The following is a 17,745-nucleotide window of genomic DNA, read 5'->3' on the forward strand; positions in this document are numbered from 1 at the left end:
TATTAAAAGGAAAAAAAAGGGAACAGGTCAATTTAGAACCTTTTTCCCTTTTTTTCTTTTGAAGACCAAACCCAAATGTAAAATTATTGAATATTTTCAAATCGATTACTTACGTGCAAGGCCAGTGCCTATTACCCCCCATACTTTATTTATTAATTTTTTATAAGGCATCCTTTAGGTGCTTTTTTTGTTGCTAATCCAAGCATGAGTTATCCGTAATATGAAAGAGGTACCAATTTAAAAGTGTCTACCACAAATAGTTAAAATTCCTAGCTCCATTTACTCACAATCCGAATAAGTTATTACATGAAAATTATTTGTCCATTTTCCTTAACCATCCTTTTTGAGGATGGTTTTGTTTGGATTTTAATTACGTTAGAAAGTTCTAAATTCATAAGCTAATAAATATTCCGCATATTACTTTTGTAATTTTAATTTTTTAACGAAAAGAGGTCATTAAAATGACAGTTGGAAAACAAGTTCAAACCGCCATTATTAAGACAGTATTTATCCTTTATTTATTCTAAAATGAAGGATAAATCAACAAGTTCATTTATTTGACGAAGCATATTATCTCTTGGAACAACAATATCATAAATTGCCATAAATGGACTAAGACTGAGAGATTCTTGGTTTGGAATCATTCTAGAAATCACCTAAAATAAATTAAATATCTTTAATTATAAAGTAAAAAGGCAGAATAAAGTTCGTTACTATTGAACTTTATTCTGCCTAATTTAAATTTGGACTTTTTCAGTGCCCTCATTCAATATAGGAATCATCTTTTAGGTGCTTAACTCTTTTTTTCATATGTCCTTGACATAGGTACCAGATTATACGTTGCTCTTTTCTTTTTGGCTCTGTTAAAGGCAAATATTGATATTTGATACCTGTCCGAATTCTTGATATAATCAACATAGAACAAGTATTCGGGGAGGTTGTCAAGGTGAGCAAAGCGTTTAGCAACTTGTTAAAGTATATCGACAAATTACCACATACAAAAAAAGAACAAGTTTACCAATGGGTTAAACGCTATGTTGAACCTTCTTCCTCTGCTGGTGGTCGTTTAATCAATGAAATGAGAGAAACTCGCTTCAAGGAAGGGTTTGAGTGTCCTCATTGTTCATCGGAACACGTTGTACGGTTTGGAAAATATAATGGTCGGTAACGGTATCGCTGTAAATGTTGTAACAAAACCTTCACCGACACAACTAACACCGTCTTGTACCTTACCCGCAAAGGCAACGAATGGATTACATTCGTTGATTTTATGTTCAAAGGATATTCCCTGCGAAAATCAGCTGAAATCGTAGGGGTAACTTGGGTTACGCTCTTTTATTGGAGGCACAAACTGTTAAATGCCTTAAAACAAATGGATTTTGACCATTTTGAAGGTATCGTTGAAATTGACGAGACCTATTTCCTGTTCTCTCAAAAGGGACAACGGGGCATTACAGAACGTAAGCCTCGTAAACGTGGTGGAAAGTCCAAACATAGGGGAATAAGCCACGAACAGGTATGTGTTCTCGTTGCCAGAGACCGAACAAAAGCAACCGTCTCCAAAGTTGCTTGTATGGGGCGTATTGTAAAACCCAAAGTCGATACCTTGATTGGTTCTAAACTATCCAATGAAAATGTGCTTGTAACCGATGCTTGGAGAGCCTACAAAACCTATGCGAAAGAAAAGGGTTTAGAACATTATCGGATTAAATCTGACGGTGGCAAACACGTTATTAAGGGCTTGTAACACATTCAGAATGTAAATGGTCTCCATTCTCGTTTGAAACAATGGATAGACCGCTTTAAAGGCGTGGCTACAAAATATCTTGATAATTACCTTGCTTGGTTCTTATTTGTCGATAGTCGTAGCAACGAAAGCACTAAACAACACATTAAAGAATTTCTATTAACATCATTTGTATTTGATATGACGTACACATATGACAGTTTGCGATTGTCAAAATTCAATGTGTAACCCTTGTTCAACTTACGAAGTAGTTGAACAAGGAAGTTTGTTAAAATTGTGATATATGTATGAAAGGATTAAATGTCCATGTCGATACATTTGGTTTACAGGGAAAGGGGAAACAAATACATGTCGATTTTCCATAAAGTAATTGGAGATGGATATCCCATCGTTATGTTGCATGGTTGGACACTTGACCATCAAGTGATGTTACATGCAATGGAACCGTTATTCGAGAAACGAAGCGGTTGGAATAGAATATACATAGACTTACCAGGTATGGGGCATTCCGGGTCACAACCATCTATTCAGAACTCTGATGATATTTTAGAAGCGATATTACGTCTTTTGGACGAGTTATCCCTGGTCAACCGTTTATTCTTTGTGGTAATTCATATGGAGGGTACATTGCCAGAGGTATAGTCCGTTCACGTCAGGACACAGTTCGTGGATTACTGCTGATAGCACCATTGACTATACCCGAATTCGATGAAAGGGTAGTACCACAGCAGACCGTTCTAAAAAGAGACAGCAACTTGATATCACATTTGTCTCCAGAGGAGGCTGATGAATTTTGCTCCATGGGGGTAGTACAATGTCAAACTGAATGGGTGAGGTTTCGAAATGAAATTTTACTTCCTTCTAAACAAACAAATTATGAATTCGTAAACCACATTCGTCAAAATGGATATGGCTTTACCTCCGATATTTCATCTAAACTTGAGTATCCCACGCTAATTATCACAGGGCGTCAGGACAATGTAGTCGGATACCACGATGCGTGGCGACTAATCGAAGATTACCCAAGGGCAACTTTTGCAGTGCTTGATATGGCTGGTCACAACCTACAAATCGAACAACCCGATGTATTTAACGCATTAGTTCATAACTGGTTAAACAGACTTGAGTCGGAAAATTTTCGGATGGTATAACTTTTCATAAATATGAGTTTCCTGTTCAACTAACCAGTTAGTTGAACAATAATCGGGGTAATGGAGGAAACCCAATTTATTAGGGTTTCCTATAATTTTTAGCATTTATCAACATTAAAGTTTAATAGAGCCTTCTTTTTAAGCGATAGGTAACCTAACTTCAACCGTTGAACCTTGATTTTCTATGCTGTTTACAACAACAGACCCGCCATGCTGCTTGATTATTTTAAACGTTAACATCAGACCCAAACCTGTCCCTTTTTCTTTGTTGCTATAAAAAGGTTCACCTAATTTTTTCAGGCGTTCTTCACTAATTCCCTATCCCATTATCAATAATTTTAATAAGTATATTTTTCTGTTCAAGACTTCCAACAATATTAATTGTTCCTGCATTTACTATTGCTTCTATACTGTTTTTCATAATGTTAATAAAAACTTGTTTTATTTGAATGTGGTCGCACATTATATTTGGAAGTGAGTTCTGATACTCTTGAAAAATTTGAATACTTTTCAAATTGGCTTCAGGTCTGAGTAATGTTTCAACATCCTGAAGGATAGATGTCAGGTTATTCATCTGTAAATTGCTACTTTTGGGTTTTGCTAAGTTTAAAAATTCTTGAAGAATATCCTCAATCCGTTGAAATTCACCAAATATGATGTTGAAGTATTCAGGGTTTTGAATTCCTTGTTGCAATAACTGAATAAATCCTTTTATAGATGTAATAGGGTTTCGTATTTGATGTGCAACACCTGCAGCAAGATCTCCAACCACTGCCAACTTCTCTGCTTTTGCTAATCGTTCTTCGGTTTTTCTTTTTTCTGTAATATCACGTCCTACTACAACTAAATGTTCCATCTCGCCATTACTACCCAATACAGGCGTACCATGTCCTTCAATTAATAACCCATTTCCATCATAGTCCAAAAAACGTGCTTCCACACCAGAAGGAGATTTTTTATTTAAAATTTGTTGAAATTCGAACATCACTTTATCACGATCATCAGGATGAATTAAATCAGAAGAACTTTCCCCAAGACAGGATTTTGATTGAAATCCAAGCAGCATATTAAGTGAAGGGGATGCATATAAAATAGTTCCCTGTTTGTCCAACAACATAACGATATCACTCATATTTTCCGTAATAAGGCGATATCTGGACTCACTTTCCCTTAAAGATAACTCAGCCTATTTTCGTGCCGTTATATCAACGCATGACCCGATTACCTCAATTACATCTCCACCTTTTTTAATAGGGCGCAATGAAGCAAGATAATAAATCCCATTAATCTTGTCCTCATATGTGACAAAATCTTCTCCTTCCCATGCCCTCTCGTAGTATGCAGTTTTTTCCAAAGCGATTTCACAGGGAAGAAATTCGTCTAATCTTTTACCAACTACTTGAGCAGGAGTGAATCCAAATCGATATAATAATTCTCCATCACTGAGGGTATGAACAAATTGTCCATTTATTTTTTTAAACTTAAATGTCATTCCCTGTTGCAAACGAACCGTATCCTGTAAATTTTTTTTTGCTTGATTTAATAATTCTTCATACCAAATACGAAGTCTTATATCCTCAGAAATTCCATGTCTCTTTACAACTTGTTGAATTTCATCAAGTTTTTCTTTTAATTTACTTGCCTGCAAAGGTTTACTTAAGAAATACCCTTGCCCCTGGTCACACAAATGCTGCTGAAGAAATAAAAGTTGTTCCTTTGTTTCTATTCCTTCAGCAATCACGTTCATATTTAAACTATGTCCCATTGATATAATTGTTTTAACAATCTCCTCAACACTTGGATTGTTATAAAGTTCGCGTACAAAAGACTGATTTAATGTATAGATTGGTAATTTATTCAAATAGTTTAAAGAGCTAAACCCTGTCCCAAAATCGTCAATACTTGTTAAAACACCAAGTTTCTTCAGTTGCTGTAAGATGGAAATGGTATGTTCAAAGTTACATGTCATACTTTCGGTTATTTCAACCTCTAAATAGTGTGGTTCCAGCCCTTTGGTTTGCAGAACATTTACAATCGTTTGAACGATATTCGAACAGTTGACCTGCTTTTGGGATAAATTAACGGAAACTCCTATAAAGAATCCTTCACTTTGCCACTTTTTTACTTGACTGCAAGCAGAATATAGCACCCATTCTCCAATCGGTATAATCAAGCCTGTATCTTCCGCAATTCGTATAAATGTTCCAGGTGATATAATTCCCCATTTTGGATGATTCCAGCGAATTAATGCCTCAACTCCTGTAATATGACCCGTTCTTAAATTAATCTTTGGCTGATAGTGAAGTAATAGCTGATTTTGTTCAATGGCTTTGTGAAGTTCCATTTCGATTTTTAAAGGATCCATTTTGATTTTTTGTTTAGTAGGAGAATAAAACTCAAATGTGTTTGTGCCTACTTTTTTTGATAGATCCATAGCAATACTAGCGTGTCTCATCAATATATCTATTGTTTTCCCATCATCGGGGAAAAGACTTATCCCAATACTAAGAGAAATAAAAATTTCATTTTCGTCTATAATAAATGGATCATTAAAATGTTCAACAATACCACCCGCAACCTTTGTGGCTTCACCTCTACTGGAATCACCCAATATAACAATAAATTCATCTCCATTATTTATTACGGAAAAGTATGTTTTTATTGTTTAGAGATGTTTTTAATCGTTTCGTTACTTCTTTTAAAAGAAAATCTCCCAAAACATAACCTAATGATTCATTGATTAATTTAAACCGGTCAAGATTTATTACCAAGACTACCATACTTTGATTCTTTTCAGATGCAATCGAAAGTTCATTTAAAAGACGTAAATTTAACATATTCCGGTTTGGCAAATCTGTTAAAAAGTCATGAAACATGATATGGTTAATTGTTTCTTCCCTCTTTTTATTTTCGGTTATATTATTGACATATCCCATTATTCCTACATTGTATGGCTCCACTGTAACTTGTAGCCATTCCTGTGTCCGTTCATAATAATCTTCAAAGGAAACTGCAATCTTTTCAGCCATTACTTTATTGTAAAAATAATAAAAATTTGTACCCACTGCATCAGGAAGCGCTTCCCAAATATTAAAACCGATTAAGTCCTCTCGATTTTTTCTAACCCAATTCTCCATTGATTTATTCAAATAAATAATTGTCCAATTATGATCCAAAATAAAAAAACCACTATTTAAATTATCAAGTATGGATTCGATAGGAGGAAAAGGAAAACCGTCATTTACACTATATTCTGAATTATTATTAAATGAAAAAATTGATTCATTCATAAACCTACCTCATGTTCGCTTTCAAATAAGTTATATAAGGGATTTTACCACATTTTCAATAATCATGGTTTGCTATTTATGGAAAACATTGTTCTTCAACAGGTGCTTTAGCGAAAGATGTACATTCAATCAAAACTGCATAACTATCAAAACCCGGTTAAACCAGGGATGATCTACAAAAGTCTGCTTCTTCGCACCTTCTCCTGTCAAGACTTAAAAGATTTCTTGAAAGGCTCTTCTTTATTAAAGCTCCTGATCAGAGATACCTGTCAGGGTAACATGAACATCGGTTACATTGGCTTACAACTATGGTGGTGACATATCCGTCAAATCTTTGACATCCAACACTATCAACTTTTGGACGTTTTGATAAGTTAAAACAATACACAGTACCACCGATTTATTAAATAACTTAGTGCTTCGATTTACTTCTCTTTTTTCATTAAATGACCCAATTCATAAAGAAGAGCACACTTTTGCTACAGAAATGCGCCCGATTTATAAAAAACGATTCGCTTATAAACCACTTTCAATTTATGTGATTTAATTGTTCTTTCTGTATACGAAGTAAAGACTGAACATCATCTTCGGGCATTTTATCTAATGCTAAAAGCATAGCCTTATAAGATATCGAATTGTTACTAGATTTTTTTGAGACTTCTTCCCTTTAATAGTTATTTTAACTTCACTTCTCTTCGGTCTTCCTTAGAAAATTTTCTTTCTACTAACTCCATTTTAACTAATTTATCTATTCCAACACTTATATTACTTTTTGATGAGATAAGCTTATCAGCCAACTGTTGTTGCGTTAATTCAGGGAACGCGAGTAATGTATTAAGGATTGATAACTGTTGTAATGAAAGTCCAAAAATTTCAGCGTTTTTTTTGTTAAATTAGCTGTAGTTTTGTTAATAGCCCAGAATGATTGATAAACTGCCATTACTTGCTTAACTTTTGGGTCGTTAAAATTCAAGTCCATTTAACCTCTTTTCACGAAAATATTCACAATCTCCACTCTATATTTCAACATTAATTTCCAATTTTATTGAAAACGTTCCTCAACAATCTGGCCCGATTGCTGCACAAAAATCCTATATATCTAACATAGCTGTACCCCTATCACTGTTTCCTAATAGAAATGTAACCAACCCATGCTTAATCGTAAAAAATTCCTCCCAATATAAATTTAGGGCATTATTCCTATAGGGAACATAATTAATAATATCGTATATTAGAGGATATAAAGTGATTGTTTACAGTTTTTGAGGATATGGAACAAGAGAATAGGGTTTATGATGTTTTAGCCTTAGCATATGAACATGCTCCAGGCTGTAAATTGTTGCAGTTTATATACCTTCCTCTGATATGCCCAAGTCTTATCCCTGCTATGTCATTCAACAAGGTTATAGTTATCATGAACTTATGATTTATAATTTTAATTTCATACAGACCATACTCATTCTATGTTTGATTGTTTACCGGCAGCATTGGACTAGTTTATAGTCGGAGGTCTGTGATTTTCCCCGTTTAGATACGAAGACCCTTAGTAATATTTAGTTAGAAATGAGATGCTACATAAAAATTAAAAAATGCTTCTGTAGGAAGGAATTAACGAAATCGAATAAAAGATTAGGGGGGAACACTGTGACTACGAAAATTGCAATTATTGATGATCATCAGCTTTTCCGTGAAGGTGTTAAACGAATCCTTGAGTTAAAAAAAACGTTTAAAATTGTTGCAGAAGGTAAAGATGTCTGGGATGCATTAAAAATTGCCAGCGAACACAATCCAGATGTTGTGATTATGGACATAAATATGCCAAATGGAAACGGAATTGAAGCAACACGTGAGTTAGTTGAAAAATTCCCAAATACAAAAGTAATCATCTTATCTCTTCATGAAGATGAAAACTATGTCACACATGCACTTCAAACGGGAGCAAAGGGCTATCTTTTGAAAGGAATGGATGCAGATACTCTAATTGATGCCGTTCAGGTTGTTACGAAAGGAGGTTGTTACCTACACCCGAAAGTAACACATATCTTAGTTAATCAATATCGCCAGTTGACCGCAGGACAATCAGTCCGAGGTGCATTCGTTCATAATGAAATTCGCCGGTCTAGTCATTTATTAACCAACCGTGAATGTCAAGTATTGCAAATGCTTGCTGAAGGAAAAAGCAACCGTGGGATTGGAGAATCTCTATCTATCAGTGAAAAGACCGTTAAAAACCATGTAAGTAAGATATTGGAAAAGATGCAAGTGAATGACCGTACTCAAGCTGTTGTTGCAGCGTTCAAAAATGGCTGGGTGGAGATTGGGCTTCCTTAAATCGAAAATGCCGTTGAACTGACAATAACGCTAGAATAAGGTGAAAAAACCCGTGGCTATCAATACCGCCACGACTCCCATTTCATCTTTTGGAAGTAATGTGGGGGCCAATTCGAAAAAAAGTACTTAAATTGCACTTACGCAATCGTTTTTCTGGGCTTTTTGGCATAGTGACAGGGTAGCTGCTATGAACCGCAAAGTAATTAGTTATTTTGGAAAGATCTAAGGGCAAGTTTCAATGTCTGTTACCAAAAGCCATGGGTTTTTGTAGTACTATTAAAATATATGGCCATTGGTATAAATAGCTTTGAACTTTACCAAAAAATATCACCAAAAGACTTACCAAAGACCTTTAGCATAATGTTGTTTTATTTTTTCCAAATTTACTTTGCAGCCTACAACAAGCCCCCTGTCATCAGGCCTATTAAAATTTAGGTATTTTTGCATAACGCCCAATTATGGTTAAAGGTGATGGAATACTTATTTATAAGGATACTATTGCATTCTTACGTCCATTTAATTAGAAAATGATAACCCAGCAAACGACTAAAAAAACTTCCAGTGTAGCTTTAGAAAATAAAGTTTGATTAAAAATATCGTGTGAATCTATGTTTTGTGGCAAAAAAAGAATCCAGTTTGAAAAATCTGATCAAAATGGATTATTTCCTGGTGATTTAGTTTACAGTTTTTATAAAAAAGATTGATTATTTCTAGTGGTGCTTCTTAATCTAAAGCCCCCAATTATATTAAGAAATAACACTTAAATAAAGATTTAGTGAATCATCTACTTCTTTTGCGATTAACTGAATGAAATCACGATAATCTTTTGTTGTATGGGATTTATCTAACGCTTCATAATAGGCTAACCGATTTTCCACTTTTATAACAACCGCAGGAAAACCTGCTTTCATCAATTCTAAATTTAAAAGAAGGCGAGCTGTACGCCCATTCCCATCAATGAACGGATGGATGCCAACGAATATTGCGTGCAACATAGCCCCCCGCTCCACTGGATGTAATTTTTGTGCCTCGTTGTCATACCACTTAATCACCTGTTCCATTTGTTCCGTGATTAAATAATGTGCTGGAGGTGTATGCTTGGCCCCAGCAATAAACACTTGTTGGTCACGATACACACCTGCGTAATCATCAGCAATGCCTTTTAAAACTAATCTATGGAGATTTTTTATTTGCCATTCTGTTAGTGGCTCTCCTTTTTGCACAATTTCTTCAACGTACTCAACTGCATCTCGATGATTGATGACTTCTAAATGCTCTCGCATCGTTTTACCACCGACAGTAATTCCTTCTAACACTACCTTTGTTTCGTTCATTGTTAATGTATTACCCTCAATAGCGTTGGTATTATACGTCCATTCAAGCAATAGCTTTTCACGTAAACTCTTTAACGTATATTTTGGCAATGGTCGTAAGGTATCTAAAATCGCCTTTTTACTATTTATTTGTTCAAACATTTAATCTCACCTCTCATGCGTTGTGCTATATTTCTTATCTCAATTTTACACTAACTGTTAAATTAAAACAGTTTGCATTATTTCAATGATTCGCAAGTTGTTTTGTCGAACTTTATTACAATTTATCAATCTTTTTTAGAAATTATCGGACTTTGTTATATTATCAATCTTTATTTCAAACTCACAGATGTAAGTTATCTTGCGGATTAGGACAGCTACCCCGTCACTATACCTTAATGTCTTTACTTATATATACTAAAAAATGTACTATTTTTTTATTTCCCTCTTTACAAAAATTCCCTGTCATGATTTTAAAAATGATGCTTATTTTAATAGGGTACGCCATTATAAGGAGGAAATAACAAATGACAGTTATTAAACAGGTCCAGCAGACGTTAGCAGGTTTAAAAAGTGCTCAGGCAAGCTTCGAAACCTTTGCTTTAGCAACCGACAACCAAAATGCAAAGCAACTTTATCAAAATGCTGCCCAACAAACTCAACAAATTGTTGATCAAGTAAATTCACGTGTTCAACAAATTGAGCAAGAAGAACCACAATATAATCCAAATCAGCAGCAACAACAGTAAAACCAGTATAAAGGTAAGCGTCGAGCAAATAAAGCCGATCATCCCTTAGAAGGAAAAGTCGGCTTTTTTGATGTTGAAATTCGTATTTCAACATCAATAAAAAATATTAGTTTAGGGAAGTTTAGCTTGGGTTTTCGACTTTTCTACTAATAGCACTTTGTACAAGTTTTCTTTTTGGATTTCCACCATTCCTGTGTCATAGATGTATCTTTGTAATTTGCTCTATTGTGAGGACGACCGAGATACGTGTAATTTTGGGTTATAGGCTAACTTTTATTTCCAAATTCCGTATTTAAGTAACCCTATAAACGTATAGTAAAGTTTGTAACGATTTTGAGTATTGAGTTTTGGGACCGGAAAACAAGCTGAACCCCCTTTTTAGGTACTTTTTATAACCCCGAAAACAATTCCACAAAAAATTAATGGCAGCATACTATTCATTTTTCAGTCAAACGATTTTGGTTCATTGTTTTCAATCCTTCTTATCCCCTCTGTACTCTTCTAGCCGTTCCCTTAATACATCGTTACCAAATGTATTTTCAAACTCACTTAGGGCATTCTGAAGCCGTTTCTCAGCAATTAATTTTCTTGCTTCGGTATTTGATAATTTACCAATAAGCTGCTCCACTACATCACGCATAAGAGCTGTTCGGGTGATCCCTTTTGTTTGAATTTCCTCCACATATCTATCCAGTTTACGAAATGCTTCAACAGTAACGCTAATCCTCATAGATTCGACTTCTTCCGGTTTATCCAGCAAATCGTTTAGATTATTACTTGGCTTATATTCTTCTAAAATAAATCGCTCTATGGCTGCGTTACGATCACGGAACGGAGTAAACTGCTCTAGTACATCTTTTGTACCCCTCTCAAAATAAAAGCTTGAATGACGTATTTCACGCTGTTTCGGAAAAGAAGCATCCTGCTTCTCTAATTTTTCAAGCAGCTGCTTCATGATATGGCGCATTAAAGAGGAACGATTTGCTGTATATCCGGCTTCTCTTACGATTTTCACTAATTCATTTAGTCTTGCATCTGAGTATTCATCAAAATGGAACTTTTCAGGCTTCAATCCCTTTTTATTTCCTTCATTGATGGTGCTCAAGTCATCAGGCAATCGATAATCATTCAGTACGTAGTTTCTTAAAATCTTAGATTGGACCGCCGGAACAACCTTTGATTTAAATGCTGCCGCTTGCCCAGGTAACAAGGAGAATGATACTTGTTTCATAAAAGCAACTCCTACATGTAAAGTTTTTCATCTGGAAGGTCATAACCCTTCGATACTCCATAACGGCGTAATATAAAAGCGTTTAACGCTAATTTAAAGCTTTCATCATCTAATCTAGAAATAATGTGAATTGGTTCAACGGTTTCATTTGAATTAAATAAATGAACAGCAAGTTTTGCTAGAACAAGATACCCACCGATAAAATCTTTTTCTTTAAACATTTCTTCAGAATCAAATTCACCGCTTTTTCCATCGAAATATGGTTTTATTTTTCTGTATAATTCCTCATTGGCAGTCATTATATAGACAACGGATAAGTATTCCTTGTTGGTCCTATAATAATCTGACATATCTTCAGCTCGAAATTGTAAAAATCCTGCTTCATGTTCTTGGTTTACAAATTTAAAGTTCATTATAATCCCCTCCGTATTTTTTCTTGGATTTTTTTCCTACTGGCTAAACACGAATCAAAATTTTTATATATTATATACCATCTAGACACTAATTTTGTTTAAAAACAAACTCCGGGGATCAGCCGGAGTATATTCAGTAACATACAATACTCAAGCACAAAGAGTATTGTAACTTTCAGTATACAAGATTTTACTCTTGATTTAAAGATTATTTCATACTTTTTTGCCTTTCAGTTCTGATAATCATAGGCCTCGTTTTGTCCTTTTTTATATTTTCTAGATATTTCGCAAGATAATTTTCTGTGATTCGTTCTGGCACATAGCCCAGACGAGTTCGGATAATATTTTCTACCACAAAGGCCTTCTTTGTATAGTACATATAGCTGCGTCCTGTCTCTGTTTCGACTTCTTTAAATTCTGTACCACCTTGCTCACCAGCACGATGAAAAACATGCATGTGATGATACATATCACTACGTTCTTTTCGTATCATTTTAAGCAAATATAATAGTTCAAAGGTTGATAATGTCATTATTTCTGGTGTTGTTTTATCGATAACAGCATCCAATACAAAATCACGAACTCGAACATCTATACGTTCTCGATTTTCCTTGACCATTCTAAAATCAAGATTCATACTACAAAAATTACAATAATATTGATGCTGATTTATCTTTTCAATATTGCTGCCACAATAAGGACATGTTTTCATTTTTGATCCTCTCCCTTTTTCAATGGTTGCAAACATTTTTCTACTGAACCCGATGGGGGTGGCTTCCCCACCGGGATTTTACTTTCTTCGTTTAAGTGGTACCGGATCATTTCGTTTTTAGTACCTTCCTTGACTCTCCAATTCGTTCATTTTTTTCTGATTATTTATAGTCAGACAACTTCAATAACCTCTGTATGAATAATGTATTGATTAGTTAAATCGCATTCCTTAATTGAGTGCAATACAATATCCTTCTCCTTAGAAATTAATTTTCCTGCCTTATCATCATTTTCAGCAGCTACTATAGAAATCCTTTGAAACCCATCTAAGAAATAAACAACTCGGAATACTTTCATATAATCCACTCCTTCTTTTTTATTGGCACACAACTTACTTATATCTGCTTTAGGGGTAGCATCAGCGAAGATGTCACTACCCACAATTACTAAGCGATTTAAGGTAATTTCCTGCATCCCAACCTTTATACCACTTAGACACTTTATATACGATGATTAAGCAAAACGCTTTGTAACTTCTCCTGTCTCAAATAAGTATTTATATTCTATAATTGACCCCTCAATTTTAAATTTCCATGTATAGGCTTCTTGATTAGATGTATCATTAAAAAATTCTGCTTTTTCTTGTAGATCCTCTCGTAATTTATTAAATTCCTTTTCTAACGCTTTGATGGCTTTTTGTTCTTGTTTTGTCATTTTGTTTTTTCTCCTTTGCATTTGATTTTTTTCTTTTCATTTTTTCCTTTTGACTTGCGAAGCGAGTTAGTTCCCCAAAGGGGGATTATTTTTCTCCTTTTGCAAGTAGAACGAAAAACACTCATAGGCAATCGGTCAAGGGTGGTTTTAGCCTAAAAGTTTTTTGCTGTTGCGCTAGTCGCCTTTAAGCAAAAAAGTTTTTGGCCCCTTGACTGATTGACTAGCCTTCTTAGTTTCCAGCCGGAAAGGTTCGGGTGTCCTACCAGCTGGAAATTTAGAAGGCTTGCGCTGTTTTACGATTCGGAAGGCAAAAGGGAAAAATATTCAATAAAAAGAAGCCTTCAGCTTCTATCCGCTTTTGTTTTTTAGATTTTTAAGGTTTTCGGCTCGTTCGGTATGACGGTGTTAGCCGTAAATGGAACAGGAACCTACGGAAGGTTAAGAAAGGCGATTTTCCTTTCTTTACAGGCCGTGGTTATCGGGCCATTTAATGCCGAAGCGACACGTAAAGACTGTTAGAAAGGATGGTTTTTCCCTTTCTTACAGTCTTTAGTGCTGCCGCCCGAATGTATCTTTTAAACTCTTTTTTAAATAGCCGTTTTCCTCAAGGAAATAGGCAGCCATAAAGACTGCCCTGCGTGATCCTAGTCTTAGGAATGCTTCAAATTCATATGGATAAGGCGCAAAATATCATATCCTTACTTTGGAACTGACTCTTCAATTTTAAGGATCCATTTATAATAAAATAAAACAATAAGGAGCAATAAAGGATTGACGATTGCCGAATACCACAATTTCCACCATCCGTGGTTAAAATATCCCCAGGGTTCTGGTAACATTGTAACGGCTTCATAAAGGGTAATCGCTATTACCCAATAGATAATATAAAGAAGGCGTTTATAAAGAGTTCGTTCAAAAGGATACCAATTTAAAAACATTATATTCACAGGGGGAATTAGTAATATTAATGCAGGAATTGACTTGATATCAATGGCCTTGTCAAAGTACCAATAACCATGATACTTTCCATCAATATATGTATCAGTTAGTACCTGTAGTGCCACAGTAAATACCCAGATATGTACGATTTGATTTTTGTTCATCCGTTTATTTGTCATAAATGCTATCAGGTTAAAAAGGATAACTGCAAAAATAAGTCCAATCATCACATTGTTCCTCTTTTTAACAATAGCTTTTCTTTCCATCTTTACAAATATTCAGCCGCACTATTGTTCCCTTTATAATGATCTTCCGTAATCCCGTCCTTAATGGAATAGGAGAATTATAGTTTTTAAATAACATTATTGAAAATTAACGACTTTATTTGTAATTAAACACCTTTATTGCCATTTAACAGTCTCTTCTAAAGTAAGATTGAATCCCTGGCAAACTTCAGCCATATCGTAAAGGAAAATTTCTCCCCCTAGGTAAAACAAGCATTTGCTTCAGCTAATGGTTTCCTTTCTTCAGCGAATAAGCCCTCAAAAGGTTTTAGGCTACTCCAGCAGCCATGCAGGCTCGATGCCTGCCTTTTAGTCAAGAAAAAAACGGACGTTTTTTCCCCTTTCGCGAAGCTCAAACTCTCTGATCCAGCCGTTTGAGCTTCAATCTTTTTATATAACTACTATCATCGTATATTTTGTAGCTTTATATTTTCCTTGCATCCCTTCATAAACGGGCAAAATATATATTGTCTTTGGTAAACAATCATATTGGGACAGATGATAATGAAATTCATTACGTAAATTAGCTTTCTCAATTACTTTTAGTTTATCTTTAATCATGACGGGAGCACATCTTACAAACCAGCCAAAACCATATACAAAGAATATCTTTTAAGCAGGTTAAACGATACCTATCGATATGTAGTAGTGTAGCTTCCTTCTTTTGAAGTGGCTGTAACCATCGTGCGGGTTCATCTGATTCCGTATTTTAAAGAAATTCCATTAGACAAGATTACCGCATATGATATCAATCAGTTATACATACAAAAATTAAACGATGGAATGGCACCTGGTACTGTCCGAAAAATTCACAACATTATTTCGAAATCGTTACAGAAAGCAGTTAAATGGGGATTGATTAAAAGTAATCCCGCTAAGGATGCCACCCCTCCTTCTGTCCATAAAAAGCCTAAGCAAATCTGGACAGCGGAGGAAGCAAGTGCGTTTTTGGAAGTTTGCGAACAGAAAAACGAATTGGTACCTTTTATGTTAGCTATTTTTACTGGGATGCGTCGTGGAGAAATTCTTGCGCTATGATGGAAAAATGTTGACTTAGAAAAAGGTGTCATTCATGTGGAAGAATCATTAACCCGGACAAAGTCAAAAGGTTTGTTTATCAAGGATGTCAAAACTACTCATTCAAATCGAGATGTTTTTCTCTCACCCAGTGCTTTAGATATTTTAAATAAATACAAGCAAGAGCAAAAGTGACAGGGTTTTGATGGGTTGCAGCAGATTGGATAGGTTACTATAACATATAACAAATATCGAATAAAAGAAAAAACCGGCTGTAAAAGCCCTGTACAATACAGGCTTCTAACCACCGGGCAAGTAGCATAATATTTTTTGTCCAACTTTATGGGGGCAGATCACTTAATTGATACGTTGATCATACCAGGAGGTGCTGCTTTTTTATATGCGTTATTTGAATACGGGCTTACCTTCTTTATATCTTTAAATAAAAAATACTCTAGATTCTATTCATATCCAGAGTATTCTACAGTTTACTATATATTTTTATTTAACAGCTTCTTTTAACTCTTTACCTGGTTTGAAAGCGGGTACTTTAGAAGCAGCAATCTCAATTTCCTCACCTGTTTGTGGGTTACGTCCTTTTCGAGCAGAACGTTCGCGTACTTCAAATGTTCCAAATCCAATTAATTGGATTTTTCCTTCTTGAGCAAGTGTGTCAGAAATCGTATCGAATAACGCATCAACTGCTTTTGTTGCGTCTTTTTGTGTCAATTCGGCTTGTGTTGCCACAGCTTTTACTAATTCTGTTTTATTCATTTTTATACACCTCTAATTTAATAACTATGTAAGAACTATAAATATAGCATATAATATTCTCACGTTCTACTTCTGTAAAAAAACTATGAAAAAGCAGATTCACGTAAAATGTAGATTTATCTAACAACAATTATAAATCCCTTCATTATATTTATTAGAATTTGATGATCAGATAGGAAATATATGCATTTAGTTCAAATTAATCCTCCCTCTATAAATGTTGGTTTATCAACGGTTTGACCCTTTGGTGGGGTGTCAAAAAATATTTTTCGACACGATTTCTAACAATATTTTTATATTATGTAAACTATTCCATCACATGGGTACGCTACACGGTCACTACTGGTTAAAGATGGTAAGTAGTGATAGGGAATTATACGATGCACAATGGATCTCTGCGTAGCTTATGATGACGTACCCTCCCATGTCTCTGGGCATCAGTATGCCTACATTCCTTCGTTCGGTCTAGTCATAAGGCAGAGGCTAGCGAAGCTCCTTTAGGGACTCAAGGTCGAATGGAAAAAATAGTGCCAGCTTCTCCGTGTCATCCTATTGTCTAGGTCAATTTAATGGGATGTAGGGTCTTACGCAGCCTCTGCGAGACTAGGAATATCCCTCATCATTCGCTGTGCGTCAAACGCTTTGTTCTTAGTGCTAATTCCATGTAATACTTTTAATAGTTTATCGCATAGAACCACGATGGATTGCTTCTTGCGTAAAGGATTAACCTGACGGTTAATGTAATATTCGTGTAGCCTTCTAATGGCTTCATTGTGGCGAATCATGGGCATCATCACTCGAAAAAGTAGGGCCCGCAGCTTTCTTCTACCCCGTTTGGAGATGCTTTTATGCCCTTTTTGCTGCCCGGAGGAATTTTCACGTAACGTTAATCCCGCGAGTTTGATTAGTTGGCGTGGATCTTCGTAGTGTGAAAAGCTTCCGATTTCAGCTAACAGGTCAATAATCGTGGTATCTCCAAGCCCTGGAACCGTTGATAGCCATTCGTATTCTACAGACGTTTTTACTAGCTTAACTAAGTGCCCTGTAATACTTTCGATATCTTGTTCAAGCTGATAGTAAC

18 protein-coding genes and 2 pseudogenes are annotated in these 17,745 nt (G+C 35.2%); 5 read left to right on the forward strand and 15 right to left on the reverse strand.

Going from position 1 to position 17,745, the window contains the following annotated elements:
* Positions 1-518: 518 nt before the first annotated feature.
* Positions 519-644: a hypothetical protein gene (locus M3183_RS27235; protein WP_285881129.1), complete on the reverse strand. Its 126-nt coding sequence runs from the start codon at positions 642-644 to the stop codon at positions 519-521.
* A 302-nt stretch (positions 645-946) separates the two neighbouring features.
* Here M3183_RS27235 and M3183_RS25155 point away from each other — a divergent pair.
* A pseudogene (locus M3183_RS25155) lies at positions 947-1,975 on the forward strand (IS1595 family transposase).
* A 120-nt stretch (positions 1,976-2,095) separates the two neighbouring features.
* Positions 2,096-2,898 (forward strand): annotated as a pseudogene (locus tag M3183_RS25160) (alpha/beta fold hydrolase).
* A 138-nt stretch (positions 2,899-3,036) separates the two neighbouring features.
* On the opposite strand, the gene M3183_RS27520 reads toward M3183_RS25160, so the two are convergent.
* From M3183_RS27520 to M3183_RS25180, 5 genes are all read right to left on the reverse strand, one after another.
* A complete protein-coding gene (locus M3183_RS27520) occupies positions 3,037-3,213 on the reverse strand; it encodes an ATP-binding protein (RefSeq protein WP_396953762.1) in 177 nt (58 codons plus the stop codon).
* Entirely contained in the window at positions 3,209-4,015 is an 807-nt protein-coding gene (locus M3183_RS25165) for a PAS domain S-box protein (protein WP_251474438.1), read from the reverse strand. The genes M3183_RS27520 and M3183_RS25165 overlap by 5 nt, the downstream gene beginning before the upstream one ends.
* A 69-nt stretch (positions 4,016-4,084) precedes the next feature.
* The gene (locus tag M3183_RS25170) at positions 4,085-5,560 is read right to left on the reverse strand and encodes an EAL domain-containing protein (RefSeq protein ID WP_311315408.1); all 1,476 of its coding nucleotides are present in this window, start codon (positions 5,558-5,560) and stop codon (positions 4,085-4,087) included.
* Positions 5,532-6,188, reverse strand: coding sequence for a GGDEF domain-containing protein (locus tag M3183_RS25175; RefSeq protein WP_251474442.1), 657 nt, complete (start codon positions 6,186-6,188; stop codon positions 5,532-5,534). Before M3183_RS25175 ends, M3183_RS25170 begins: the two co-directional genes overlap by 29 nt.
* A 674-nt stretch (positions 6,189-6,862) precedes the next feature.
* Positions 6,863-7,060: a MarR family transcriptional regulator gene (locus M3183_RS25180; protein ID WP_311315409.1), complete on the reverse strand. Its 198-nt coding sequence runs from the start codon at positions 7,058-7,060 to the stop codon at positions 6,863-6,865.
* A 772-nt stretch (positions 7,061-7,832) separates the two neighbouring features.
* Here M3183_RS25180 and M3183_RS25185 point away from each other — a divergent pair.
* A complete protein-coding gene (locus M3183_RS25185; RefSeq protein WP_251474444.1) occupies positions 7,833-8,519 on the forward strand; it encodes a response regulator in 687 nt (228 codons plus the stop codon).
* 746 nt (positions 8,520-9,265) lie between these two features.
* Here M3183_RS25185 and M3183_RS25190 read toward each other — a convergent pair.
* Complete coding sequence (locus tag M3183_RS25190; RefSeq protein WP_251474446.1) at positions 9,266-9,994, reverse strand: Fic family protein; 729 nt, start codon at positions 9,992-9,994, stop codon at positions 9,266-9,268.
* Between the two features lie 365 nt (positions 9,995-10,359).
* On the opposite strand from M3183_RS25190, the gene M3183_RS25195 reads away from it, so the two are divergent.
* Complete coding sequence (locus M3183_RS25195) at positions 10,360-10,581, forward strand: DUF1657 domain-containing protein (RefSeq protein WP_251474447.1); 222 nt, start codon at positions 10,360-10,362, stop codon at positions 10,579-10,581.
* 472 nt (positions 10,582-11,053) lie between these two features.
* On the opposite strand, the gene M3183_RS25200 is transcribed toward M3183_RS25195, so the two are convergent.
* The 6 genes from M3183_RS25200 to M3183_RS25225 form a co-directional block, all read right to left on the reverse strand.
* The gene (locus M3183_RS25200) at positions 11,054-11,812 is read right to left on the reverse strand and encodes a hypothetical protein (RefSeq protein WP_251474449.1); all 759 of its coding nucleotides are present in this window, start codon (positions 11,810-11,812) and stop codon (positions 11,054-11,056) included.
* Between the two features lie 11 nt (positions 11,813-11,823).
* Positions 11,824-12,225 carry a DUF6075 family protein gene (locus tag M3183_RS25205; protein WP_251474451.1) on the reverse strand — a complete coding sequence of 134 codons (402 nt, stop codon included), beginning with the start codon at positions 12,223-12,225 and terminating at the stop codon, positions 11,824-11,826.
* 208 nt (positions 12,226-12,433) lie between these two features.
* Complete coding sequence (locus tag M3183_RS25210) at positions 12,434-12,937, reverse strand: hypothetical protein (RefSeq protein ID WP_251474455.1); 504 nt, start codon at positions 12,935-12,937, stop codon at positions 12,434-12,436.
* 170 nt (positions 12,938-13,107) lie between these two features.
* Complete coding sequence (locus M3183_RS25215) at positions 13,108-13,293, reverse strand: hypothetical protein (RefSeq protein ID WP_251474457.1); 186 nt, start codon at positions 13,291-13,293, stop codon at positions 13,108-13,110.
* A 156-nt stretch (positions 13,294-13,449) separates the two neighbouring features.
* Positions 13,450-13,650: a hypothetical protein gene (locus M3183_RS25220; RefSeq protein ID WP_251474460.1), complete on the reverse strand. Its 201-nt coding sequence runs from the start codon at positions 13,648-13,650 to the stop codon at positions 13,450-13,452.
* A 698-nt stretch (positions 13,651-14,348) separates the two neighbouring features.
* On the reverse strand, positions 14,349-14,816 hold the full coding sequence (locus tag M3183_RS25225; protein ID WP_251474461.1) for a hypothetical protein: 468 nt from the start codon (positions 14,814-14,816) through the stop codon (positions 14,349-14,351).
* A gap of 741 nt (positions 14,817-15,557) precedes the next feature.
* Here M3183_RS25225 and M3183_RS25230 point away from each other — a divergent pair.
* Positions 15,558-15,911, forward strand: a complete 354-nt coding sequence (locus M3183_RS25230; protein ID WP_251474463.1) for a tyrosine-type recombinase/integrase — start codon at positions 15,558-15,560, stop codon at positions 15,909-15,911.
* A gap of 480 nt (positions 15,912-16,391) precedes the next feature.
* Here the strand turns inward: M3183_RS25230 and M3183_RS25235 are convergent, their stop codons facing one another.
* Together M3183_RS25235 and M3183_RS25240 are read right to left on the reverse strand one after the other, a co-directional pair.
* Entirely contained in the window at positions 16,392-16,664 is a 273-nt protein-coding gene (locus tag M3183_RS25235) for an HU family DNA-binding protein (RefSeq protein ID WP_251474464.1), read from the reverse strand.
* Positions 16,665-17,248: 584 nt separating this feature from the next.
* Positions 17,249-17,745: IS110 family transposase (locus M3183_RS25240; protein WP_251474466.1), on the reverse strand; the 497-nt coding region annotated here is incomplete at its 5' end.

Source organism: Neobacillus mesonae, from assembly GCF_023715155.1.
In the GTDB taxonomy this organism is placed as follows: Bacteria; Bacillota; Bacilli; order Bacillales; family Cytobacillaceae; genus Neobacillus; species Neobacillus mesonae_A.